Annotated in this window: 23 protein-coding genes, 1 tRNA gene and 1 pseudogene; 16 read left to right on the forward strand and 9 right to left on the reverse strand. The window is 38.7% G+C overall.

Translation table 11 applies throughout. From position 1 onward, the window contains the following. The first annotated feature begins 75 nt into the window (after window positions 1-75). The 4 genes and pseudogenes from MKL62_RS01690 to MKL62_RS01705 all read left to right on the forward strand — a co-directional run bounded on the left by MKL62_RS01690 (window position 76) and on the right by MKL62_RS01705 (window position 3,782). Window positions 76-1,284, forward strand: a complete 1,209-nt coding sequence (locus MKL62_RS01690; RefSeq protein WP_000343018.1) for an IS256-like element ISAba26 family transposase — start codon at window positions 76-78, stop codon at window positions 1,282-1,284. Between the two features lie 233 nt (window positions 1,285-1,517). Continuing rightward, window positions 1,518-1,649: pseudogene (locus MKL62_RS01695) on the forward strand (putative peptidoglycan-binding domain-containing protein); the annotation flags it as partial. A 538-nt stretch (window positions 1,650-2,187) separates the two neighbouring features. After that, window positions 2,188-2,781 (forward strand): DUF4142 domain-containing protein, encoded by a 594-nt coding sequence (locus MKL62_RS01700; protein WP_005129041.1) that lies wholly within the window; start codon window positions 2,188-2,190, stop codon window positions 2,779-2,781. A 383-nt stretch (window positions 2,782-3,164) separates the two neighbouring features. Continuing rightward, window positions 3,165-3,782: a hypothetical protein gene (locus MKL62_RS01705; RefSeq protein WP_005129039.1), complete on the forward strand. Its 618-nt coding sequence runs from the start codon at window positions 3,165-3,167 to the stop codon at window positions 3,780-3,782. A 269-nt stretch (window positions 3,783-4,051) separates the two neighbouring features. Here the strand turns inward: MKL62_RS01705 and MKL62_RS01710 are convergent, their stop codons facing one another. The 3 genes from MKL62_RS01710 to cysS form a co-directional block, all read right to left on the reverse strand. Continuing rightward, on the reverse strand, window positions 4,052-4,189 hold the full coding sequence (locus tag MKL62_RS01710; protein ID WP_001170989.1) for a hypothetical protein: 138 nt from the start codon (window positions 4,187-4,189) through the stop codon (window positions 4,052-4,054). Window positions 4,190-4,351: 162 nt separating this feature from the next. Further along, a tRNA-Gly gene (locus MKL62_RS01715) sits at window positions 4,352-4,427 on the reverse strand. A gap of 63 nt (window positions 4,428-4,490) precedes the next feature. Then, window positions 4,491-5,912 (reverse strand): cysteine--tRNA ligase, encoded by a 1,422-nt coding sequence (gene cysS, locus MKL62_RS01720; RefSeq protein WP_001182279.1) that lies wholly within the window; start codon window positions 5,910-5,912, stop codon window positions 4,491-4,493. Window positions 5,913-6,125: 213 nt separating this feature from the next. On the opposite strand from cysS, the gene MKL62_RS01725 reads away from it, so the two are divergent. The 11 genes from MKL62_RS01725 (at window position 6,126) to MKL62_RS01775 (ending at window position 16,869) form a co-directional block, all read left to right on the forward strand. Then, window positions 6,126-7,103 (forward strand): KpsF/GutQ family sugar-phosphate isomerase, encoded by a 978-nt coding sequence (locus MKL62_RS01725; protein WP_001133555.1) that lies wholly within the window; start codon window positions 6,126-6,128, stop codon window positions 7,101-7,103. A gap of 3 nt (window positions 7,104-7,106) precedes the next feature. Continuing rightward, the gene (locus MKL62_RS01730) at window positions 7,107-7,646 is read left to right on the forward strand and encodes a KdsC family phosphatase (protein WP_000179337.1); all 540 of its coding nucleotides are present in this window, start codon (window positions 7,107-7,109) and stop codon (window positions 7,644-7,646) included. Between the two features lie 37 nt (window positions 7,647-7,683). Beyond that, a complete protein-coding gene (gene lptC / locus MKL62_RS01735; RefSeq protein ID WP_000381220.1) occupies window positions 7,684-8,232 on the forward strand; it encodes an LPS export ABC transporter periplasmic protein LptC in 549 nt (182 codons plus the stop codon). Further along, a complete protein-coding gene (gene lptA / locus MKL62_RS01740; RefSeq protein ID WP_000554244.1) occupies window positions 8,216-8,764 on the forward strand; it encodes a lipopolysaccharide transport periplasmic protein LptA in 549 nt (182 codons plus the stop codon). The genes lptC and lptA overlap by 17 nt, the downstream gene beginning before the upstream one ends. Further along, complete coding sequence (lptB, locus tag MKL62_RS01745; protein ID WP_001183458.1) at window positions 8,764-9,510, forward strand: LPS export ABC transporter ATP-binding protein; 747 nt, start codon at window positions 8,764-8,766, stop codon at window positions 9,508-9,510. Before lptA ends, lptB begins: the two co-directional genes overlap by 1 nt. Before the next feature lie 274 nt (window positions 9,511-9,784). Next, window positions 9,785-11,251 (forward strand): TolC family protein, encoded by a 1,467-nt coding sequence (locus MKL62_RS01750; RefSeq protein ID WP_000927323.1) that lies wholly within the window; start codon window positions 9,785-9,787, stop codon window positions 11,249-11,251. Then, the gene (locus MKL62_RS01755) at window positions 11,248-13,389 is read left to right on the forward strand and encodes a type I secretion system permease/ATPase (RefSeq protein WP_005129036.1); all 2,142 of its coding nucleotides are present in this window, start codon (window positions 11,248-11,250) and stop codon (window positions 13,387-13,389) included. Before MKL62_RS01750 ends, MKL62_RS01755 begins: the two co-directional genes overlap by 4 nt. Next, window positions 13,386-14,576 (forward strand): HlyD family type I secretion periplasmic adaptor subunit, encoded by a 1,191-nt coding sequence (locus tag MKL62_RS01760; RefSeq protein ID WP_000003555.1) that lies wholly within the window; start codon window positions 13,386-13,388, stop codon window positions 14,574-14,576. Before MKL62_RS01755 ends, MKL62_RS01760 begins: the two co-directional genes overlap by 4 nt. Window positions 14,577-14,667: 91 nt before the next feature. After that, window positions 14,668-15,267, forward strand: coding sequence for an IMPACT family protein (locus MKL62_RS01765; protein ID WP_005129033.1), 600 nt, complete (start codon window positions 14,668-14,670; stop codon window positions 15,265-15,267). Further along, entirely contained in the window at window positions 15,260-15,871 is a 612-nt protein-coding gene (locus tag MKL62_RS01770) for a chloramphenicol acetyltransferase CAT (RefSeq protein WP_000132356.1), read from the forward strand. Before MKL62_RS01765 ends, MKL62_RS01770 begins: the two co-directional genes overlap by 8 nt. A gap of 155 nt (window positions 15,872-16,026) precedes the next feature. Next, window positions 16,027-16,869: a universal stress protein gene (locus tag MKL62_RS01775; protein ID WP_001082436.1), complete on the forward strand. Its 843-nt coding sequence runs from the start codon at window positions 16,027-16,029 to the stop codon at window positions 16,867-16,869. A gap of 116 nt (window positions 16,870-16,985) precedes the next feature. On the opposite strand, the gene MKL62_RS01780 is transcribed toward MKL62_RS01775, so the two are convergent. The 6 genes from MKL62_RS01780 to MKL62_RS01805 form a co-directional block, all read right to left on the reverse strand. Beyond that, on the reverse strand, window positions 16,986-17,654 hold the full coding sequence (locus MKL62_RS01780; protein WP_001186837.1) for an O-methyltransferase: 669 nt from the start codon (window positions 17,652-17,654) through the stop codon (window positions 16,986-16,988). Between the two features lie 139 nt (window positions 17,655-17,793). Next, window positions 17,794-18,516 carry a D-Ala-D-Ala carboxypeptidase family metallohydrolase gene (locus MKL62_RS01785; protein ID WP_001986294.1) on the reverse strand — a complete coding sequence of 241 codons (723 nt, stop codon included), beginning with the start codon at window positions 18,514-18,516 and terminating at the stop codon, window positions 17,794-17,796. Between the two features lie 129 nt (window positions 18,517-18,645). Then, on the reverse strand, window positions 18,646-18,969 hold the full coding sequence (fdxA, locus tag MKL62_RS01790; RefSeq protein ID WP_000144889.1) for a ferredoxin FdxA: 324 nt from the start codon (window positions 18,967-18,969) through the stop codon (window positions 18,646-18,648). Between the two features lie 346 nt (window positions 18,970-19,315). Beyond that, window positions 19,316-19,846 (reverse strand): GNAT family N-acetyltransferase, encoded by a 531-nt coding sequence (locus MKL62_RS01795; protein WP_109850664.1) that lies wholly within the window; start codon window positions 19,844-19,846, stop codon window positions 19,316-19,318. 64 nt (window positions 19,847-19,910) lie between these two features. Further along, the gene (gene mutS / locus MKL62_RS01800; protein ID WP_005129030.1) at window positions 19,911-22,556 is read right to left on the reverse strand and encodes a DNA mismatch repair protein MutS; all 2,646 of its coding nucleotides are present in this window, start codon (window positions 22,554-22,556) and stop codon (window positions 19,911-19,913) included. Between the two features lie 274 nt (window positions 22,557-22,830). Then, entirely contained in the window at window positions 22,831-23,298 is a 468-nt protein-coding gene (locus tag MKL62_RS01805; RefSeq protein ID WP_001290075.1) for an Lrp/AsnC family transcriptional regulator, read from the reverse strand. A gap of 119 nt (window positions 23,299-23,417) precedes the next feature. Here MKL62_RS01805 and MKL62_RS01810 point away from each other — a divergent pair, with 119 nt between their 5' ends. Beyond that, a complete protein-coding gene (locus MKL62_RS01810; protein WP_000972450.1) occupies window positions 23,418-24,278 on the forward strand; it encodes an EamA family transporter in 861 nt (286 codons plus the stop codon). The last annotated feature ends 60 nt before the right edge of the window (window positions 24,279-24,338 follow it).

Consider the following 24,338-nt stretch of genomic DNA (forward strand, 5'->3'; position numbering starts at 1 on the left):
GGGACTGTTCTAAATTTTGTGTAAGTACTTAATTTTCATTTATCCTTCAGAGGATAATTACAAAAGGTACTTCACATGGATGAAGCAACAATCAAAAGTATGGCTGCCGAATTGGCTAAAGGTCTAAAAACACCAGAAGACTTAAACCAAATGACAGCAGTCTTTAAAAAATTCATGATTGAAACTGCACTCAATACTGAACTTTCAGACCATCTCGGTTATGAAAAGCATCAGCCCAAGAAAGGCTCAAATAGCCGTAATGGGTTTAGTTCTAAAACCATTACAACTCAAGATGGACAACTGGCTTTAGATATTCCCCGTGATCGAGAAGGTTCATTTGAGCCACAAATTATCAAAAAGCACCAAACACGCATCACCAGTATGGATGACCAAATCCTCTCACTGTATGCAAAAGGAATGACTAATAGGGAAATTGTAGCCTTCTTCAAAGAAATGTACGATGCCGATGTGTCAGCATCTCTCATCAGCAAAGTTACCGATGCTGTGATTGAGCAAGTGACTGAGTGGCAAAATAGAGCCTTAGATAGCCTTTATCCTGTTGTCTATCTTGACTGTATTGTTGTCAAAGTCCGTCAGCACTCCAATGTGATTAACAAGTCCGTATACCTTGCTTTAGGCATCAATATGGATGGGCAAAAAGAATTACTGGGTATGTGGATTGCTCAGACAGAAGGTGCCAAATTCTGGCTGTCAGTCATGACAGAGCTAAAAAATCGAGGAGTACAGGACATTCTTGTTGCCTGTGTAGATGGATTAAAAGGCTTCCCTGACGCGATAGCCTCTGTTTACCCTCATACTGATATTCAACTGTGTATCGTGCATGTTGTACGCAATAGCCTGAGATTTGTAAGCTGGAAAGACTACAAAGCTGTTACGTCGGGTCTGAAAGCGATTTATCAGGCAAGTACAGAGGAAAATGCTTTAAAATCCCTAGACATCTTCTGTGATCAATGGAATCACCAGTATCCCAAAATTGGAGAATCCTGGCGGGCCAATTGGGAAAATATCCGAACGATCTTTAGCTATCCAGCCGAAATACGTCATGCAATTTATACAACAAATGCGATTGAGTCGTTGAATAGCGTAATACGCCATTCAACGAAGAAAAGGAAAATCTTTTCATCTGATGACTCAGTAAAGAAGGTCATTTACTTAGCAACATCAAATGCTGCGAAGAAATGGACGATGCCAATTCAAAATTGGCGTTTAGCAATGAATTGGTTTACGATTCAGTTCGATGATCGATTAAAAGATCATTTATAAAAAATGGAACTTACACAAAATAATTTACAGGCTCGAGCTTATCAAATCTGCATATTCTTCAAAGCTATTTGAAGACCCTCTCATTAAGTCAAAAGCTGTCGAGAATTTTCAAACCACTTGGCATGAACAATGTTTGGCAAAAGAATTAGCTAAAAATATGTGAGTGTTAGGGGAAAATGGCTAGCTTAGGTTGGAAGATAGAACTTTATTTCTTACTTACCTCTTCACTAACACTGGCTAAGCGCGGTAAAGAAGGAGAGAAGGTATTAGTTCGAGTTCTTAATATCATGCAAGGCCAACGTTACATTGAAATCTGTGAACGAAATCCTACCCAAGAGCAATTCTTTTATGGTTGGATCAGCTAACCGCGTTTCACTATGAAGGTTTTGATTTCGCTGTGTATGCTACTTTCAGGTTGCACAGCTCATACGATATCTACAAAAGTGCATGACACTGTTTGTGTGCAGTGTATGAATTAAAGTCTTTAGGAGAACGCTTTTTTATAGATGGGCGAATAAGTTAAATTGGTTTAAATTTTCTTTAAATATATTTAATTTTAGCTTTAGTATCTATAAGTTAATATAACGAGCTTTATTGTTATTTTCGTAAAAATAAAAAATAAAAATTGTTTTTAAGTTAATGTTTTTTAAAATTATATATATTTCATATTTACATTAATAAGATTGGATACAGGTGCATGATTTATTATTAAATTTATATCATCTACTTTAAATAAGCTATTTACCCTTTGCGAAGAATATCAACGAGCGGTATAAATATGGTTGATTGAAATAATGAATAAATAACCCCAACCTTGAATTTACAAGTAGGGATATAGATTGGAAGTGTGAAAAAGCTACCCATAGGTAGAAATACTCATGAATTAAGTTAAAGGATATTGGTATGAAAGCTATTTTAACGAAGAAAATTATTAGCTGTATCGCAATTAGTGGTGTTTTAAGTTTCAGTGCATGTGAGATTATGGCAGCGAATCAACAAACTATAAATGATGGGAAGAATCACTCTAAAATATTAAATGAAAACCATGAAAATTTGACTGATAGTCAAATTTTCAAGATATTAAGTACAGCTAATAATGGTGAAATTAAGCAGGCAAAAACTGCATTGCCAAAATTAAAAATGGATGAAGCTAAGAAATATGCTGAAATGATGATTAAAGAACATTCAGCCAATGAAAAAAATGCACAAGCGTTGGCAAGTCGGTTACAGTTGATTTCACAAACCAGTAATCTTAGTAAATCATTGCAAAATGATAGTGATAAAATTGTTAGTAAGCTTAATCAAATAACATCAGATACTGATAAAAATTATATGATGAGTCAAGTTGAAGTTCACCGTAAAGTTTTGACGATAATTGATAAGCAGTTAATACCAAACACGAAAAGTTCTGAATTAAAAAATATGCTCGTACAAACACGTGATGCTGTTGCGAAACACTTAAAAGCAGCTGAAGATATATTTAAAAATATGAAATAATATATAATTATTATCTTTTAAAAATACATTTAAAAAGCCTAGTATTAATTAACTAGGCTTTTTAAATTGCATATACATAAAATCATAATTTCCTGCAGGGTAGTGTAAAACTAGAATGTTATGGGTAATGTTTAATCTGGTGAAATATAATGATTATGGGGTAAAGGATGATATAATTGTGATGTCTATTTGAATAAGAATTTTTATTGATGAGAAATAATTTCTTTAATTAATAACATCTCCTTACTTAATAGGGGTATTTATAAAACATAACTAACCTAAAGGTGAATTATAATAATAATTGTCAAGCATATTTCAAAAGTTCTTTTAATATTCTAGCTCTTTTGAAAGACACTAGATTTTAAAATATAGGGAGTAAGAAAATGGTAAATATAAAACAATCAAATTTAGATGGTAATCATACGACTCAAAAAGAGCCATCTTCTAATGGTAATGTATCAAATAGCAAACCATTACAAGACATTTCATCCACAATTGATAATGCTCGTCCAGATTTAAACTCTCCACCGACTAATACCGATATGAATGAAGGGGGAGAGAATTTGGTTGCTACAGGTGCAGGAACCTTGGGAGGAGCGGCGGTAGGTGCTGCATTTGGTGTTGTTGGTGGCCCTCCAGGTGCTGTTGTTGGGGGGATTATTGGTGGTGTGGTAGGGGCAATAGCAGGTAATGATATAGCTCAAACAAATAATCAAAAAGATGATAGTAATTACTGGCAAGAAGAAGATAATTATTGGCGAGAAAACTATAAAAAAATGCCATATTATACTGAAGACAAGAATCTAGAATATGATCGTGATTATCGGGCGGCTTATCGTTTAGGTTATGAAAATCGTGTACCTAATAATGCAGAAATTAATTTTTCCGAGGTTGAATCTAAATTGAAAACTAAATGGGAACAAGTTAAAGGCAGTTCACGTTTGCAGTGGGAGGAAGCTAAATTTGCTGTAGAAGATGGATTGAAAAAAATTCATCCTTAAGTCATTTAATACTTAGAAAGTCTCCTCAATGGGGGAGACTTTGCGATAATATACTTTTAAGCTAATTTTTAATTTCAATATCAATAAAAACTTAATGATGGGTTTAATCATAAAATATTAATTATATTTTCATTATTCTTTTTTCTTTAGGCATTTAAGTATTTGAACAATTAAGCGGGCACTCTTCATTTTTCTGCCTTCTTCTTGATAGTACTGTTCAAAAAGGGCATAGAAGGGGATATGGATTTTTCAGACTCAGGATTAGCCTGTTAAGATTGTAATTCTAATAATTTTTTAGCGGCCCATTGTTCACACTCACTCGCAGTATCTCGAGTAGCTGTATAATGTTTACCTAAATAACGGACAGTGATGCGCCACGCGTCTCCGCGCTTAACCAGCTTTTGCATAATAACACTCCAAATTTCATGGTACTGCAATGGAAATATAAAGCGTTTTTTAATGCGAATTTTGACTATTTTGAGTAGTCAAAGCTGACCGATCGACAATAAAAAACAGGCCACATAACTCGTTAAAGTTATGCAGCCTATTGATTTTAATACATAAAATCTTGGAGCGGGAAACGAGACTCGAACTCGCGACCCCAACCTTGGCAAGGTTATGCTCTACCAACTGAGCTATTCCCGCAATGTGAGCACATTATAGAGTGTTTCATTAAAGTGTCAACACTCTTGTGATCTAATTGAACGTTTAATCAGCACGACGCCAAACTGTACCTTGACGAGTGTCTTCAAGAACTACGCCTTGCTCAAGTAAAGACTGACGAATGCTATCTGCTTTAGCAAAGTCTTTTGCTTTTTTCGCATCAACACGTTGTTGAATGAAGTCTTCAATTTCCGCATCAGACAAAGCAAGCGCATCTTGTCCAATATCTGATTTTAAGAAATCGTCTACATTGTGTTGTACCAAACCTAAAATGTTAGTGAGGTGACGTAATGTCGAATAAAGCACAGTCGCTTGGTCAGCTTGCTCTTCTTTTACAGCACGGTTTAACTCTTTGTTCAGTTCAAACAATACAGCCATTGCTTCGGCAGTATTGAAATCGTCACACATTGCATTGTTAAAGCGTTCAATAAAGCTTTGATCAAGCGTTTCAGTTGTCGTTTGACCGTACACTTGTTGATAAGCTTTAAATGAATGATAGAAACGAGTTAAAGAAGTTTTTGCCTCTTTAAGTGCTACATCAGAGAAGTTCACAGGGCTACGATAGTGTGAAGACACAATAAAGTAGCGGATCACTTCAGGGTGGAATTTCTCCATTACGTCACGAATCGTAAAGAAGTTGCCTAAAGACTTAGACATCTTTTCACCATCAACGTTAATAAAGCCAACATGCATCCAGTAGTTTACATATTGCTCACCAGTCGAAGCTTCACTTTGCGCAATTTCATTTTCATGGTGCGGGAACATTAAATCTGAACCGCCACCATGAATGTCAAAGTGATTGCCTAGGCAGCAAGTCGACATTGCAGAACATTCAATGTGCCAACCCGGACGGCCATTGCCCCAAGGGGATGCCCAAGATGGTTCATTTTCTTTTGCATGTTTCCAAAGCACAAAGTCAAAAGGATGTTTCTTTTCAACTTCTACATCGACACGCTCACTTGCGCCTGCTTGCATATCATCAAGCTTACGGCCAGAGAGACGACCATATTTTTCAAATTTGGTGACTTCAAAATAAACATCACCGTTTGAAGCAGGGTAAGCAGCGCCTTTATTCACCAGATTGCCAATCATGTTTTGCATCTGGTCAATATATTCAGTCGCTTTAGGTGCTTCATCTGGTGCTAAACAGCCTAAGTTCGCTGCATCTTCATTCATGGCGTCGATGAAACGCGTGGTGAGCTGTTGGATTGTTTCACCATTCTCATTCGCACGTTTGATGATTTTGTCATCAATATCGGTAATGTTGCGAATGTAGCGGACTTTCCAGCCTTGACTACGCAAAAAACGGATAATGTAGTCAAATGCAACCATAACTCGAGCATGCCCGATATGACAGTAGTCGTAAACGGTCATACCGCAGACGTACATATCGATGTGACCTTCTTTGCGAGGTACAAATTCAACTTTTTTTCGTTGCTCAGAGTTATATAAAACAAACGGTTGCATAAGGGTTTTCAAACACTCAACAAAAACAGTGTTACATCATAACTGATGCATCATTTTTAACAAAGTTTTATGCATGAATTTTATAAGCTTGTGAAATCTTATACATTTAAAAACGTGTAACTGATTGAGTTATGCTAGAATGCCCCCAAATCTTTTGATTAAAATCACCGATCTCAACCAGAGATCAGATCAATTATTTTGAGTCAAACTCGTATGCCTAATCCTACAGATTTCCAAAGCAGTGCATTAGCGACATTGCGCATTGAGCAACAAGCCATAGATGTATTAGCAACACAAATTGATGACCGTTTTAATCGTGCTTGTGAAATATTATTACAATGCAAAGGTCGTGTTGTGATCACGGGTATGGGTAAATCTGGGCATATTGGCCGAAAAATGGCAGCGACATTTGCTTCGACAGGTACGCCGTCTTTCTTTATGCATCCTGGCGAAGCAGGGCATGGTGATTTAGGAATGCTGGTTCGTGGCGATGTACTTATTGCAATTTCCAACTCGGGAAAAAGCGATGAAATCATGATGTTAATGCCACTCATTAAGCATCTTGGTGTACCTCTTATTACGATTAGTCGTGATGATAAAGGCCCAATGCCGCAAAATGCAGATATTGCTTTAACTCTAGGTGAGTCTGACGAAGCATGCCCTTTAGGCTTGGCGCCTACTTCAAGTACGACAGCGACTTTGGTTTTAGGCGATGCTTTAGCAGTTGCTTTACTTGAAGCTCGTGGTTTTACTGCTGATGACTTTGCTCGTTCGCATCCGGCAGGTGCGTTGGGTAAGCGTTTACTGTTACATGTAAAACATTTAATGCATACAGGCGACGAATTACCAAAAGTTTCACCTAATACACCAATGAATCAAGTGCTTTACGAGATCTCAAATAAGCGTTTAGGTTTGACAACAATTGTTGATGAACAAGACCATCTACTCGGTATTTTTACAGATGGGGATTTACGTCGTCTCATCGATAAACAACAAGGGTTTGATGTAAATTTACCTGTGTCTGAAGTGATGACAAAGAAACCGTCAACGATCTCTCAAGAAGCACGAGCTGTAGAAGCTTTACAACAACTTAACCAGAAAAAAATCAGTCAGTTTGTGGTAGTCGATGACCAGAACAAAGTGATTGGTGTAATTAGTATGCATGACCTTATTCAGGCAGGGGTGAATTAATCAATGGCATCGTATGCATTGTTAGAACAAGCACGTCATTTGCAGGCATTGGTTCTGGATGTTGATGGTATTTTAAGTGATGGCTTTGTGACATTAACCAACACGGGCGATGAAATTAAATCATTCGACATTCGTGATGGTTTGGGTATGAAACTTGCGCAACAAGCGGGTATGAAAGTCATCATTATTACTGGACGAAAAAGTAATATCGTTGAAAAACGCATGTCCGATTTAGGTGTCGATCTGGTTTTCCAAGGCCGTGAAGATAAAGGCTCGGCGCTACGTGAAGCGTGTGCACAGTTTAATATCCTGCCTTCAGATTGCTTATATATGGGTGATGATTGGCCGGATCTTTCAGCATTTGCCATTGCCGGAATGAGTGTTACTGTTCCAAACGGGCATGAAGAAGTGCGCCGTCGTGCGGATTTGGTAACACAGGCGATGGGTGGCCGTGGAGCTGTGCGTGAAGTTTGTGATATGTTGCTGATCGCAAAAGGCATTTACCAAGAACTTCTTGAAAAATATCTTGCAGTACCGCATTAATAACAAGATTACTTAAAAAGGTAGGCTATTCCTGCTCATGGATACCAGAGTTTTATATATTGTTGCTGTAGTGGTTGCTGCTGTGAGTGGTGGTTACTACTACTATAGTGGCAAGGCAAAAAAACTGGACATTGGTTCGGCGAAGAATATGACTTATTCGGCGCAGGGCGTCCATTTGACTCAAACTGATGACAAAGGCAATTTGTATATTCGTGCTGAAGTTCGTCAGCTTGAACAGGATATGCAACAAAAAACGTCAAAGTTGGATCAACTCAATGCCACTATGTATAAATTAGGTAAAGTTGATGCAACATTCTTTGCTAAACAAGCTTATGGATATGATGATAATCAAAAGGTTGTGTTATCGGGTGACGTGGTAGCCACTAAGTTGGCACCGCAAGGAACCATTGAGTTTCAAACCGATGAATTAACTGGTTATCCAAAAACTAGAGACATTGAAACTAATCATCAAGTGACAGTTCAGTCTCCACAAGGCGAGTTTGTGAGCAAAGGACTAAAAGCCAATTTGAATAATGGTCAGTACGAATTTTTTAATATTCGAGGAAAGTATGCACCAAAGTCTTAATTTAAAACGTTCTTCAGCTTTCCTAAAACAAGCTGCGGTAATTACATTCGTTGCTTTATCATCTGCTTCGACTTTTGCTTTGCCGTCTGACCGTAATCAACAAATTTCATTAGTGGCAGACCGTGCAACTTATAATGAGAAAACCGGTTTGACGACTTATACGGGTAATGTCGTGATTGAGCAGGGCACCATGAAGCTTCAGGCTGACTCAATTGTTGCTACGCTAAACTCTAAACGTGAAATTCAAACGATCACTGCTAAAGGTAGACCGTCTAAGTTTCAGCAACAAATAAGTGCTGATAAAGGTATTGCACGCGGTGAAGGACAAACGATTGTTTATAATGCAGATACAGGCATTATTACCTTGTCTGGCGGTGCATATTTATACCAAGATGGTTCAAGTATTCGCGGTAACACCCTGAAATATAGTATGAATAAGGGTGATGTTGAAGCTCAAGGTTCTTCTTCAAACCGTGTACAAATCATTATTCCACCTTCAAGTTCAAAAAGTTTCCCAGGAGCGCGTGACTAATGCAGCAAGCTCTTCAACAACCGCAAACTTTGTGTATTAAACACTTAGCAAAAAACTATAGTAAGCGTTGGGTTGTCAAAGACGTCTCTTTTAGTATGCAAAGTGGACAGATTGTTGGTTTGCTTGGTCCTAACGGCGCTGGAAAAACCACCAGTTTCTATATGGTGGTTGGACTAGTGCGCATGGATAAAGGTGAGATTCATCTTGATGACTTGGATATGTCAGACCTAGCGATGCATGAACGTGCACGTAAGGGTATTGGTTATTTACCTCAAGAAGCTTCTATCTTTAGAAAATTGACGATTGCTGAAAATATTATGTCGATCTTAGAGACGCGTAAAGATTTGAATAAACAGCAACGTCAGCAGCGCCTTACTGAGTTATTAAATGACTTTAAAATTAGTCATATTAAAGATTCATTAGGAATGAGTGTATCTGGTGGTGAACGTCGTCGTGCAGAAATTGCACGTGCTTTGGCCGCAGATCCGAAATTTATGCTTTTGGATGAGCCGTTCGCGGGTGTTGACCCAATTTCAGTGGGCGATATTAAAGATATTATCCAGACCTTAAAGGATCGAGGTATTGGTGTCCTCATTACCGATCACAATGTTCGTGAAACTTTAGCAATTTGTGAACGTGCTTATATTGTAAGTGAAGGCTCGGTAATTGCCGAAGGCACACCACAAGAAATTTTAGACAATGAACAGGTACGTAAAGTCTATTTAGGTGATGATTTCACAGTTTAATTAAAGGCATTAATCTGTTTGGTTAAAAAGAGGTCAAGGCCTCTTTTTTTATTTTTTAGTATTTTATAAATAAAAACAAATACATATATCAATCATTTAATGAAAAAATAATGTGTGATTTATTCCATCAATTATGCTGCTTTAGGTGAAAAACTATGTAGAATGTAGAAGCTTTTAAACGATAACAAACAAGATCAACAAGATAAGCATGATTGGATATAACCAAAGAAGAGTAAGAGGGATATGTAGAAAGCAGGCTTTCCTGAAAGGGCTTATGCTTTTAAGTACACTACATGTACCTGTCGTGATATACGCTGCTAAGCCAAGTGAGCAATACCACACCCTGAAAGAGAACTTGTCACAACTTTTTGTCCCTAAAAGTAGTGATGACTTTAAAGTTGCCAAAATGCACAAGCTTAGTAATTTTAAGCTAGACCGTTCTATTGTGCAGGAATTTCCTACTGTTCAACTTAATGATAATCGAGCTTCATCTTTTTCTAACTTGCCATCTAGAACGATGACATTGCAAGATGCGGTAAAAATTGCCATTCAGCGTAGCCCCGATATTTCACAATCTATTGCAACTTTAGCAGGTCAAAATTCAGGAGTTGACGTTGCTAAAGCCGGTTACTATCCCCAGCTTTCAGGAGGGATTACGACTGGTGATTTAAGCAGTGGAGAACGAGGTCGGCAGTTATTAACCTTAAGTGCTACTCAAATGCTTTATGACTTCGGTAAAGTCAAATCAGGTGTTGATGTTGAAGAAGCGAAAGTTCAGGTCGAACAAGCCAATGTTTTGGTTAGTGTTGATACTCTAGCTTTGGACGTTGCACAGACCATTGTGAATATTCAGCGTTATCTACAGCTTAATAAAATTGCTGAGCAGCAAATCGCCGGTATTCGACGTATTCAGGAAATTGCTAACCTGCGTGCAAACGCTGGTGTCGCGAGTCAAGCCGACCCAATTCAGGCGCAGTCATACTTACAGGCAGCGCAGTCTGCTTTGATTGCTCAGCAATCATTATTACGTCAATACCAACAGCATTTAAGAACCTTATTAGGTGCAGATGTTAGTCATACCGGATGGATTATTTCCGATGATCTCGTGAAGCAATCTGATCTTTATGGTGAACCTGAGTTTAATACTATTCCAAAAATGATTGCCGCGCAGGCAGGTGTTGAGGTTGCAAAAGCTCAAAAACAACAAACCCGTTTAACCCGATATCCGACCTTGGCTGTGAAAGGTTCGGTAAGTCAGGCGATTAATGGTAAAAACCCGAATAACGACAAAGATGACGGTTTATATAGTTCAGTCATGCTTGAAGCAACCAGTCAGTTTTACCAAGGTGGTGCTACCGCTTCACAAGTAAAAATGGCAAGTTATGCCGAAGAAGCTGCAAAAGCCAAAGTGAATTCGGTGTATATGGATGTTCTGGACCAAATTAGAACAAGTCGCGAACAGATTGAAAATAAACAGCGTCAAATGCAGGTTTTGGCAAGTCGCCAAGCAACAACGGTTCGTACACGTGAGCTCTATCAAGAGCAATACAAGCTCGGTACGCGTTCATTGGTCGATTTATTAAATGCTGAACAAGCTATTCATAGTGCCAACTCAGAACTCGAATCAGCACGTTATGACATTTATAGCAGCATTGTTCAGTACATTGAAGCAACAGGACGTTCCCGCCAAGCCTATGGCTTAAATAATATTTCAATTCAGGGGTTCGAAGTACAACCATGATGACAAAAATAAATTACCAGCCTTGGCTACAGGCGGTCTTAACTATTGCTAAACATTATCGAATAGAGCCTTCAGAAGAAAGAATTCGTTTACAACTTGATTGGAACCAAAATCAGAATTTAGATAACGTCTTGCAGTTAATGACACGTCAAGTCGGTCTGAATCTTCGTAAGGCACCATTTTCCTTAGACTTACTCAACCCATGGCGTTTACCTGTCATGGTGGAGTTTAATGATGGCCAAGTCGGTGTAATCGATAAGGCCGATACACAAGGAAATGTGAGTATCCAGTTCAGTGGAGATCAGGGCCTTTCACAAAGTTTATCTTTAGACGCTTTAAAAACTACACTTAAAAATGTCTATATCTTGCGTCCTGAAACGTCTATTCCAGATGCACGTATTGACGAATATATCAAACCTTATGAAGCCAACTGGTTCTGGTCAATCGTTTTAAGAGACTGGAAACGCTACGTTGATATTATGTTTGCCTCGCTGATTGCCAATGTGTTGGCACTGGCAACCATTATTTTCTCGATGCAAGTGTATGACCGCGTGGTTCCATCCCAGTCAATTCCCACTTTATGGGTTTTGGCGGGTGGTGTACTGATTGCCGCTCTTTTTGAGTTTACCTTACGTGTTTCACGAGTATATTTATCCGATATTATTGGTAAACGTGCTGATTTAAGTGTGTCGGATCGTGTATTTGGCCATGCCTTAAGAATTAAAAATAAAGATCGCTCAAAATCTACAGGTAGTTTTATTTCCCAGATTCGTGAACTCGAAGGCGTTCGTGAACTGGTCACCTCAACTACAATTAGTGCGATTGCCGATTTTCCGTTCTTTTTCCTGTTTTTAGTAATTTTTGCCATTATTGGTGGAAAACTGTTCTGGGTAATGCTACTTGTTGTGCCGCTTATGATCTTGCCGGGTATTTTGGTACAGAAGAAGCTGGCTCAACTGGCACAAGAAGGCATGAGAGAATCTTCAATTCGTAACGCAATTTTGGTAGAAGCGGTACAAGGTATTGAAGACATTAAGCTCTTACGTGCTGAATCACGTTTCCAAAACCAATGGAACCATATGAATGAAGTCTCAGCCGACATTGGTATGAGACAGCGTAAAATTGTGGGTACCTTAATGGCTTGGACCCAAATGGTTCAGGGTTTAACTTATGCCATTGTGGTGTTAGTGGGCTGTTTTGCGGTAATGGACGGTGAAATGACCACAGGTGCGTTAGTCGCATGTTCAATTTTATCTTCGCGTATGTTAGGGCCAATTGCCCAGATTACGGGCGTATTAGGTCGTTTACAACAGGCAAAAGTTGCTAAGCAAAGTTTAGATGAGCTTATGCAACGTCCGATTGATCAGGCCGACCGTTCACATCTGGTACACAAAGCTGTTTTAAATGGCGACTATGAATTAAAAAATATCTTGTTCCAATATGGAGAAGAAGATCCGAGACCAAGTCTTGCAATTCGCCATTTAAAAATTCGCGCCGGAGAAAAAATTGCGATTTTGGGTCGTAATGGTGCTGGTAAGTCGACATTGCTTCAGCTTTTATCCGGTATGCAGGTTCCAACTCAGGGAGCTGTGCATTTAGATGGACTCGATCTTTCCTTAATTGATCCATCAGATGTGCGCCGAGATATGGGGTTACTCAACCAGAATGCACATTTATTCTACGGAACAATCCGTGAAAACCTGACTTTAGGTGCACCGCTTGCAACAGATGAAGACATTCTTCGTGCATTGGTGGTAACAGGTGCTTTATCTTTTGTTCAAGAGAAAAAAGAAGGCTTGGATTACTTGGTTTTAGAAGGAGGCGTTGGTTTCTCTGGTGGTCAAAAGCAAGCTTTATTGCTGGCGCGTTTATTGATTCGTCAACCGAATATTTTATTGCTTGATGAGCCGACAGCAGCCATTGATGATGTTGCAGAGAAACAATTAATTGATCATCTCAAAGGATGGTTAGCACACCGAACGTTGGTTGTGGCGACCCACCGCCGAGCTGTTCTTGAACTGGTGGACCGTATTATTGTTGTCAATGAAGGCAAAATCGTGATGGATGGACCACGAGATCAGGTACTTAATCAATCTACAGCCCAACAAAAACAAGTGAGCCAAGGGGGCAATTCATGAGCGAACAACAACAAGAACTTACCCGTTCAATGAATGTATCTTATAGTGAACCACCATTACCACGTGCCAGTTTAGTCATCTGGATTGTGGGCATTGGTTTGGTTATTTTCTTTATCTGGGCATGGTTTTTTAAGCTTGAAGAAGTTTCGACCGGTACAGGTAAGGTTATCCCATCATCTAAAGAACAGGTCATCCAGTCTTTAGAGGGCGGTATTTTAACTAAGCTAAATGTACAAGAAGGCGATATTGTCCAAAAAGGGCAAATTCTTGCTCAGCTTGACCCAACCCGTTTTGCTTCAAATGTGGGCGAGTCGAGATCTTTATTAATTGCAGCTCAAGCCACAGCAGCACGTTTACGTGCGGAAGTGAACGGTACACCACTGGTTTTCCCTGAAATAGTTGCACAAGATCCGAAGCTTGTTCATGAAGAGACTGCTTTGTATGAATCACGTAGAGCCGATCTTGAACAAACACTTTCAGGATTAAGACAGGCTTTACAACTGGTTCAGCAAGAATTGGCCATGACAGAGCCTTTGGTTGCTAAAGGTGCGGCTAGTGAGGTTGAGGTTTTACGCTTACGCCGTGAAGCAAATGATTTGCAAAACAAGATGAACGATGCACGTAACCAATACTACGTTAAAGCACGTGAAGAGTTATCTAAAGCAAATACTGACACGCAAACTCAACAACAAGTGGTCATGGGCCGTAATGACAGTTTACAACGTGCCGTATTTAAAGCTCCTGTGCGCGGTGTGGTAAAAGAAATTACAGTGACAACGCATGGCGGTGTGATTCCACAAAACGGTAAGTTAATGACCATCGTTCCAATTGATGAACAGTTATTAATTGAAGCCCGTATTTTGCCCCGTGACATTGCATTCATTCGTCCTGGTCAAGAAGCTTTGGTTAAGATCACGGCCTATGACTACTCAATTTATGGTGGTTTAAAAGGTAAGGTTACGGTTATTTCTCCAGATACCATTCGCGATGAAGTGAAACAGGATCAATTCTATTATCGTGTTTATATCCGAACTGACTCCGACAAGCTTTACAATAAAGAAGGTAAAGCATTCGGTATTACACCGGGTATGGTGGCAACTGTAGATATTCGTACGGGTGAGAAGACTGTACTGGATTATTTACTTAAACCATTTAATAAAGCCAAAGAAGCATTAAGAGAAAGATAAGAAAAAAGCCCCGAAATTCGGGGCTTTTTTATAGGTTTGCTTCTATTAAATTCACGTTATAATTTGATTTTTATTATGCTTTATTTCATTTATGGCTTTTACGATTGCATCACCCGTTACTTTTGAAGAAGAAATTAAAAAAAGTAGATTTCAGGCGATTGCTGCGCCAGTAGAAAATGAACAGCAAGTGAAAGAGTTTTTAGAATTAAATAAAGATATCTCGACCACACATCAATGTTGGGCATGGAAAATTGGGCATAACGTTCGCTTTAATGATGATGGGGAACCATCTGGTACAGCGGGACGCCCAATTCTGGCAACTATTGAAGGAAATGACCTGACTAATATTATTGTCATGGTGAATCGCTGGTATGGCGGTATAAAACTGGGAACTGGTGGGCTTGTTCGGGCATATGGTGGTTGTGCCGGACAATCATTATTGTTAGCTGAACGTATTGAACTGATTGCCAAGAAAACGATTCATTTTTCTTGTCATTTTAATGAATGGGCCATCTTTCAGTATGAGCTGACACAGCAGCAAATTGAATATCAGGAAAGTTATACTGCAACAGGTGTCGATATTGAAGCGAGGCTACAGGTTCACCAAATTGAACCACTCGCTCTAAAACTGCAAGATGTAACTCGTGGTCGCGAAGAATTAAAAGTTGAGGAGGAATTGACTGATGACTGATTCTTTACTCAAGTACCGCGAGCAGCATAAACACCGTTTAAATTATATGCCATGGCTATATTGGACATTGAAACCCAAACACCGTGTTTGGGCGGAAGAATGGCAAAAAGAATATCAGGCTTATTTAATGGATATGGAAACGGTCGAGATCGGGGAGAACTGTTTTATTTCACCGTTAGCCCATATTTTTGCCGAGCCGGGCCGGAAAATTAAGATTGGTGATAATTGTTTTATTGCGGCAGATTGTAGTTTGCATGGACCGCTTGAGATTGGTAATGAGGTTGCAATTAACCACCACTGTATTTTAGATGGTGGTCGAGCAGGCATAAAACTGCATGATCAAGTTCGTATTGCTGCTTATTGTCATCTCTATGCATTTGATCATGGCATGCAACTCGACCGTCCACTTTACCAACAGCCGGTTCGCTCACAGGGTATCGAAATTGAAAAAGATGTTTGGTTAGGTGCGCATGTGGGGATTAAAGACGGGATTAAAATTGGAAAACATGCTGTAGTTGGCATGAATAGTATGGTGACAAAAGATGTGGAGCCGTACCATATTGTGGGAGGAAACCCAGCAAAATTTATCCGTTTAAGAGAATAATGCAGTCTCAAGAATGTAATAAAATGTTTGATCTTTAAACAAAAAAGTGGATTTTAATACATAAACCTTAACATACGGATTTTTATCTATGTTAAGTTAAAGCTAAGTTATAGAAAAATCTCCAAGGCAAATAGACCTGAAGAAGAGAGGCAAAAATGAACCGTGTTATTGCGTGTATTGACTCATCACCTTGTATTAATGCTATTGCAGATGCAGCGGCTTGGGTTGCGAAAGCAACTGGACGAGAGCTTGTATTATTACAAATTCTAGATTACTACCCAGCAAGTTATCACCTTGGTGAAATTAGTGGTGTAATCGGCTTTGAAAGCAATGCAATGTTGCTTAAAGAGTTAGCTGAATTAGAGCAAAAACAAAGTGAACTCGCTTTAGATTACAGCAATAATTTACTCAGACATATTTCTGACTTAATTAAAGAAAAACACGGAATTACTTGCTCAAAAATTCAGGAAAAAGGGGATTTTCTAGAGCAAAGTTTTAATCTCTTACATGAAAATGATATCGTGATTTTAGGTCGCGTAGGTGAAAGAGCCGCCGAAAAACATAAACCGATTGGTAGCAATGTTGAAAACTTTATCCGTGGTGCAAATTGTACGGTTTTGACCATTGGTGAAAACTTCAAAGTACCGACACGTTTTATTTTTGCTTATGAATACTCTCCGACATGTCAAAAGATGATGCGCCGTATTGCGCAAAGTGACTTATTACGGACTTTACAGTGCCATTTAGTTTATGTCGGTGACCATCCTGAAATATTGAATGAACCAGAGCATTACTTGAAACAAGCGGGACTAGATGTAGTGACCGTTTATAGATACGGCGATGTGGCGCAAAATATTCTAGAGTACCAACAAGAACACGGCATTCAAATTATTGTGCTCGGCGCATTTAGCCATAGCAAAATACATCAGTTCTTCTTGGGAAGTATTGCAACCACGATTTTCCGTAACGCGACTGTACCATTACTTGTGGCTAAATGATGAGATTTGCATATAGTTATCCGCAAATCTTGTGGATAACTATATGGAAAAGCAGGGGTAATAAAAGTAATTTATTGATTATAAATAATAAAATGAAAAAGATGATTTTTTAACCATTATTTCACAATTGCAATTGCAAAACCATCATGACCTTTTGAGCCAACCGTTTGTAAAGCTGTGCAAGACAAAATTTGCGGATGATTTTCTAGGGCTTTAAAGGTTTCACGAATGCCTTCAATACTTGGTTTTTTGTTTTCAGGATTCAAAATATCACCGGCACGAATGACATTATCTAGCACAATAATAGTGCCAGATTTTGAAAATTTGAGACTGAGTTCTAAATATTCCGGATAGCCCTGTTTATCGGCATCGATAAAGATAAAATCAAAAGGCTCAATCGATTGAGGGTCAATTGCGGAAAGTACATCGGCAGCACGGCCTAATTTAAGCTCAACTTTTACAGGCAGGTTGGCATGATCGATATTCTTTTGAGCCATTTCTGCATGAGTATCACGACCTTCAATGGTAAGCAAATAGCCATCTTCAGGCAGTGCACGTCCTAACCAGATTGTACTGTAGGCAGCAAAGGTCCCAATTTCTAAAACACGCTTGCATTTATTCATCTGAATGAGCATTTGCAAGAACATTCCTTGATTTGGAGCAACTGCAAGATGATTTGAAAAGCCGTGTTCGTCGGTATTTTTTAATGCAAAGTCGAGTCGAGGATCTTCGGGAATTAAATGTGAATCGATATATTCGTCAATGTCTGTCCACATCTGCTGCATAGTCAAATTTACCTGTATGTTGATAGGCGTATTTTAAACGTTTATGACTAGAGTGCAAAAATCTTCGATTCAAGAAATTTTGGTTGATTATAGAATGAGCAAATCCCCTTAAACTGAAGCGCATAAGGGGATTTATATTTTAGAAATTACACATTGATGTATTGCGGGTTAAGTCAGGTCCCCAAGTACGATAGCCTTGAGTATCAATATGGATTTGTCCTGAACTATATAATCCAATACCTAAATTTAAACTTTGGCCGTGCTGAGCCCAGAACTGACACAATTTAAACTTCGTATTTTCAATAAACGCATAGTCTTGTGGCTGTGGAACTTCTGGCCCAATACGGAAATCGATGGCAGAGTTAAATAAATGCTTAGAAGAACTTGCGCCGCCTGCACATTCATTTAAAGGTAAGTCTCGGTAAACTGAAGTTACCTCAAAGTCGGTTAAAACTTTTGCGGCAATAAGATATTTAAAGACACGTAAGGTCGATAAAGAATTATTCCAAAGTTCACGGTTAGGTACCGCATATTCTGAACGGCCACACTTCTGCCAATCACGAGCGGATCTTAATAATTCAAAACTTGGTACGATACCTGCCACATCATGACGCGCCAGAAATTTTTCATATTCGCGTACACGTTCATAATGATCGCCTGTATTTAACCAAGCGCGATAGGAAGCAGGTTCAACTTTAGGTGGAATTGGACGTTCGATAATAACGCGCTCTTGAGGAATAAAGATGCGCTTACCGCTTGGAGAGGTTTTGCCTGTTGTTGTGTGTTGAGGAGAGCTGGCGCAACCCACCATAATCGCAGGGATTATGCATAGGGGCAGCATGCTCTGCAAAAACTTCCGCATAAGAAAAATCAAAAGCTTATAAATATTGCGCCTATTTTAATGCAAAACAGTGCACAAATTACGAGGAATTTGCAATGAAATGTTTGAATAGGGTATAAAAAAGATCAGCGGTTGCTGATCTTTTTGAAATTATTTTTCTAGATACTGTAACTTATCTGGTTTGCCGTTCCATTCCTCGCGGTCAGCAGGTTGTTCACCAATTTGAGTAATGTTAGGCCACTTTTGAGAAAGTTCAGCATTTAATTCAATAAATACTTCTTGACCTTCTGGTAGCTCATCTTCAGAGAAAATTGCATTTGCAGGGCATTCTGGTTCACACAATGCACAGTCAATACATTCATCCGGATTAATCACTAGGAAATTCGGACCTTCGTAAAAACAGTCTACAGGACAAACTTCTACGCAATCTTGGTATTTACATTTAATACAATTTTCAGTGACAACAAAGGTCATGGCGACAGCTACCTAAAAAATATGGTTTCATTTCGAATAGCTTATTTTAGGCAAAAAAGGGGTAAACAAACAATTGCTTTTATTGATATTGTTTATTTATACATATGAAGATAAGTTAATACATTGATATTCAAAAGAATGTTTCAGCTTAAATAAGAGCTAAATTATAAAATCAGGATAATAATAAGTTTTATAAAACAATAGTTTAAATAATTTTTTTGTCATGAGTTTTAATGTCATTTGGGTCAAGGTATCTGTTTAGGCAGACACCTCAACTACAACATTTACTTTTAAATTTTGCCTCTATGCTGAATTGATATACAAAAAAAATCGTCAAGTAATGAGCTTAAAGTGTACAAAGTAAATGGATGTCTTCTGGTTCAAGTTCCCATAATTGACGATCTGGGTGCTTTAATACGACCGCGCCATGCTTTATATAGAAATCTACTGTACGCTTACTTGGAGTGGCTGAAATATAAAGTTGATGGGCTTCCAATTGCTTGGCCGATTCTTTTGCCGCTTGCATCAGCTTTGCACCAATACCTTTGCCTTGTTGATCGGCATCGACGTAAAAATATTGCAGTAATTTTGCATCGGGATAATCAGTAATAGTCTGATTCGAGACTACACTAATGCCAGCCAACTGTTCAGACGCATCAAAAGCACCGATAAATAAAGCCCCTTGTTCATAGAGTTCTTTTAATTTGGGCGGATCATTTTCTAAATGATAAGCATCCCAATGTTTAACATCATAAAAACAATCTGTTAATTCTAAGTGTTCTTGCTTTTGTAAGTAGAGTTGGGTAATCAGTTCACGATGATTAATCTGTTGCCAAATTAAATCGATCTCTGTGTATTGTAGTGGCCTTAAGAAAATAGAAATTTTATTCTCCTTAAAGTAAGAGCAAACATGCCTATACACATGTTTGCTCAATGAGTGATTATGAATTAAGCGCTGCTTTTAGCTCATAAAGCTGTTCAAGTGCCTGACGAGGAGTCAGGTTGTCTACTTCGATTTGCTTAAGTAAATCGAGGGCAGGTGAAGAGGCTTCAACTTCTATCACTTTCTCTATGACTTGAGTGCTTGGGGTAACTTCTGAATCTAAAGTTGCAAACAAATCACTTTGAACACTAATTTGTAAGTGCTGCTGTTGTTGCTTCTCTAAAATACGTAAACGCTTCTGAGCTTCTTTAATCACATTAGCTGGAATACCGGCTAATTTTGCAACCTGTAAACCATGACTTTGGCTTGCTGGTCCTTGTTGGACTTTATGCAATAAAATGAGATTACCGTTTAACTCTTGAGCAGTGACATGGTAGTTATCAATACCAGGTTCGCTACCCAACTCTGTTAATTCGAAATAGTGAGTCGCAAACAAGCAAAGACATTTAACGCGTTTGGTTAAATCAACTACACAAGCCCACGCTAAAGAAAGACCATCGTAGGTACTGGTTCCGCGACCAACTTCATCCATTAACACAAGCGATTGATTCGTCGCATGGTGCAAGATTTGTGAAGTTTCAGTCATCTCAACCATAAAGGTCGATTTGCCTGTCGATAAGTCATCGGCTGAGCCAATACGGGTAAAAATACGGTCGATTGGGCCAAGTTTGGCAGCTCGTGCCGGAACGTAACTACCGCAGTAAGCAAGCAAACTAATTAATGCTGTTTGGCGCATAAAGGTAGACTTACCACCCATGTTTGGACCGGTAATAATTGCCATACGGTGCTGCACATCAAGGAAAGTATCATTTGGTGTAAATGGTGCTTTACTTAACGCTTCAACTACAGGATGGCGGCCACCTTGAATCTTAATACCTGTTTCTGGTGTAAATTCAGGGCGTGCCCAGTTGTTTAAACGCGCTTGATGAGCAAAGTTTGCAATTACATCAATTTGCGCGATTGCTGAGCTCATCATTTGTAGGTGAGCAATATTTTCACGAAGGTTTTCAAGTAAAGCTTCAAATAACGCTTTTTCACGAGCTAATGCACGCGACTCACTGGATAAAACTTTATCTTCAAAACTTTTTAGTTCAGGCGTAATGTAGCGCTCAGCATTCTTTAAGGTTTGACGGCGGATATAGTCGGCTGGGGCTTGCTCGGCTTGAGCACGAGTCAGCTCAATGTAGTAACCACTCACACGGTTATAACCGATTTTTAAGGTGCTAATACCAGTACGTTCACGCTCTTTTATTTCTAAATCAATGAGGAATTGACCTGCATGATCACGAATTTGACGTAATTCATCAAGTTCAGCATCATAGCCTTCTGCAATTACATTGCCATCACGAAGTAATACAGGCGGATTTTCAACAATCGCAGCCATTAAATGTTGATGAAGTGCTTTAAAGTCACCCAATTCCTGATCGAGCTGTCCTAATAACTTAGATTTCTTTGCTTGTACAACAGGTGCTAAAGCATTTCTTAAAAATGGAATTTGCGCGCAAGCATGACGAAGTTGAACTAAATCACGTGGTCGGGCACTACCCAGCGCCACACGACTAAGAACACGTTCAATATCCCCAATTTCTTTAAGCACCATACGAACTGGGCTTTCATGGTAGCCTTGAATCAATTGCTCAATCGCATCTAAACGTGCATCAAGTAATGCTGTATCACGGACAGGTTGCATGAGTGTTCGGCTAAGTAAACGTCCACCCATTGCGGTTTGGCAATCGTTCACAAGCTGAAATAAAGAAGTTCCATGCTCAAACAAAGGTTCAATAATTTCTAAGTTACGGCGCGTGATTGGGTCGAGCGCAATAAAGTCAGAACTTTGTTCTAAAAGAATTGAACGGATATGAGGTAAAGCCGTTTTTTGAGTTTCTTTGGCATAGTGAATAAGTGCTGCCGCGGCGGCTTTAGCCAAAGGTAACGGGTCTAGTCCGAAACCAGAGAGTGTTGATACAGAGAACTGGTCACATAAGGTTTTTTGCGCATTGTTTAAATTAAAATCGACATTTGGGCGCTTGGTTACAGGGCAATCTAAATGCTTTTTAATTTGTTCGATAATATTCGGGTCAACCAGATCTTCATCAATCAAAATTTCACTTGGCATGAGGCGAGCCAGTTCAATTGGAAGTTGTTCCGGTTTGTAGTCTTGTTGTTGAACTTTAAAAATACCCGCACTTAAGTCGAGTAAAGCAAAACCGATCTGGTTTTGATGGATACATAGCGCAACAAGGTTAGAGGACTGATAACTTGTAAGTAGTGCGTCGTCAGTTAAAGTACCCGGTGTAAGAATACGAACAACTTTGCGCTCAACCGGGCCTTTGCCAGTAACTTCGCCGACTTGCTCACAAATAGCTACAGTTCGGCCGGCTTTTACTAAACGCGCCAAATAACCTTCGGCTGAATGGTAGGGAACACCTGCCATTGGAATCGGGTTGCCATTTGCTTTACCCCGATGGGTTAAGGTAATTCCTAAAAGTTTGGCTGCTAAATGCGCGTCTTCAAAGAACAGTTCATAAAAGTCGCCCATACGATAAAACAGCAACGCATGTTGATAGTCTTTTTTGACTTTGAGATATTGCTGCATCATTGGAGTGTGGTTGGAGAGATCAGCCATGATTTCAGCGCTATTCATGCGTAATAAACCCTTAAAAAACGAAAAATCTACTTTTGGTTTATTAACCAATTTCAAGTCTTTAAAAAATGAATGTAATTCAAGAAAAGTACAACAACTGGATGAACTTTAGAATCAGCATCCCTAGTATAAAGTGACTTCAGACCATTCCAGTGGTGCAATGGTAACAAATTTGAGTTAACGAAAAAAAGTGATCAAGCATTGAAATAGAGGTTGAATTTAGCAAGACATAAAAATAGAGCAATTGGGTCTTTTAAGCCAAGGATTGAAAAATTTAAATATTCAACTCAAAGTTTACTTTTACGCGATCTAAAACAATGAGTGTTCTATAAGTTTTTACGTCTTCATTATCAGCGAAATGTTTTCTAACTAAACTTTCAAAATGAGATAAGTTATTGCTCAGCATGATAATTATAAATGAGACTCCTCCATTCACGAAGTAGCACTGTTGAATTTCTTCAACAGAAGCAAAGTATAGCTTCGCTCTGTCCATAACTACTGAACGATCTTCGCTAAGGCGGACCTCAATAATGGAAGTAATTTTTTCACCAAATTTGAGGGGATTTAAGATAGCGCAATTTTTTAAAATAATTTCCTTTTCTTCCATCCGAGTTATACGCCTTTGTACAGATGCAGCGGATAGACCGATTTTTTCAGAAATTTCTCGATGGGAAGTTTTATTGTCTTTTTGCAATATTCTTAAGATCGCATAATCAAAATTATCTAAAGAAATCTCTGACATGAGTAAATCTCTCATTAAATGTTAAATATAGAGTTATTTAATCGTTTTACCGTGAAAAATAGAAGAAATATATTGATTATAGAGAATTAAAATTTCAATCATTCCCCTCAATAGTAAAGATGATGATTGAGACAAACTCCAAACAAGGTATGGCATTTGCAGCCGCATTTTTATCTTTAGTTTCTGTACAGATCGGCGCAGCAATAGCAAAAGTCCTTTTTCCGATTCTTACTGCTGAAGGGGTCACCTTAACTCGACTTGCCTTATCGGCCTGTTTCTTATGGGTAGTCTTTAAACCATGGCGGCAGTGGAATAAACAGACCAATTGGAAAAATCTAATTATTTATGGATCAATCCTCACTTTAATGAATACTTTGGTTTATAAAGCATTTTCTTACATGTCTGTTGGGATTGCGATTTCCATCGAAGTGTTAGGACCACTTACGGTTGCTATTTTAATGTCTAAAAATAAATTAGATTATTTTTGGGGAGGATTATCAATTATTGGTTTGCTTCTTCTACCTATGGGCAATGCCAATAATAACTTTAGTTTTATTGGCATGACGTATGCTTTATTAGCCGCAGTGGGTTGGGGGCTGTATGTGATTTATGGCTCAAAAGTTGCACAAGGTGGTGGTAGCTCTGTTGCGACTGGAATGTTTATAGCGGCTTTATTTGCAACACCTTTAGGTGCATCTCACATTATCCATATTTTTGATAGTTATAAGATTCTTTTTACATGTTTACTTATGGCGATGCTAGCAAGTGCTATTCCATTTATATTAGATATGATTGCCATGAAAAAACTGCATCCTCGAGTTTTTGGGATTTTACTAAGTGCGTCACCCGCAGTCAGCGCTTTGGCTGGATGGCTGATTTTAGATGAACGATTAAATAGTTTTCAGGTTCTAGGCATAACAATTATTATGGCATCGTGTGCAGGTTGCTCTTATTTTTCTTATAAACGTAATAAGGTATAAACTGAGACTTCTATATTATTAAAAATAAATATTTCTGGTAAACATGAGATAACCCGATCA

It is taken from the genome of Acinetobacter sp. AOR01_HL, from assembly GCF_027855455.1.
GTDB classification, from domain to species: Bacteria; Pseudomonadota; Gammaproteobacteria; order Pseudomonadales; family Moraxellaceae; genus Acinetobacter; species Acinetobacter baumannii.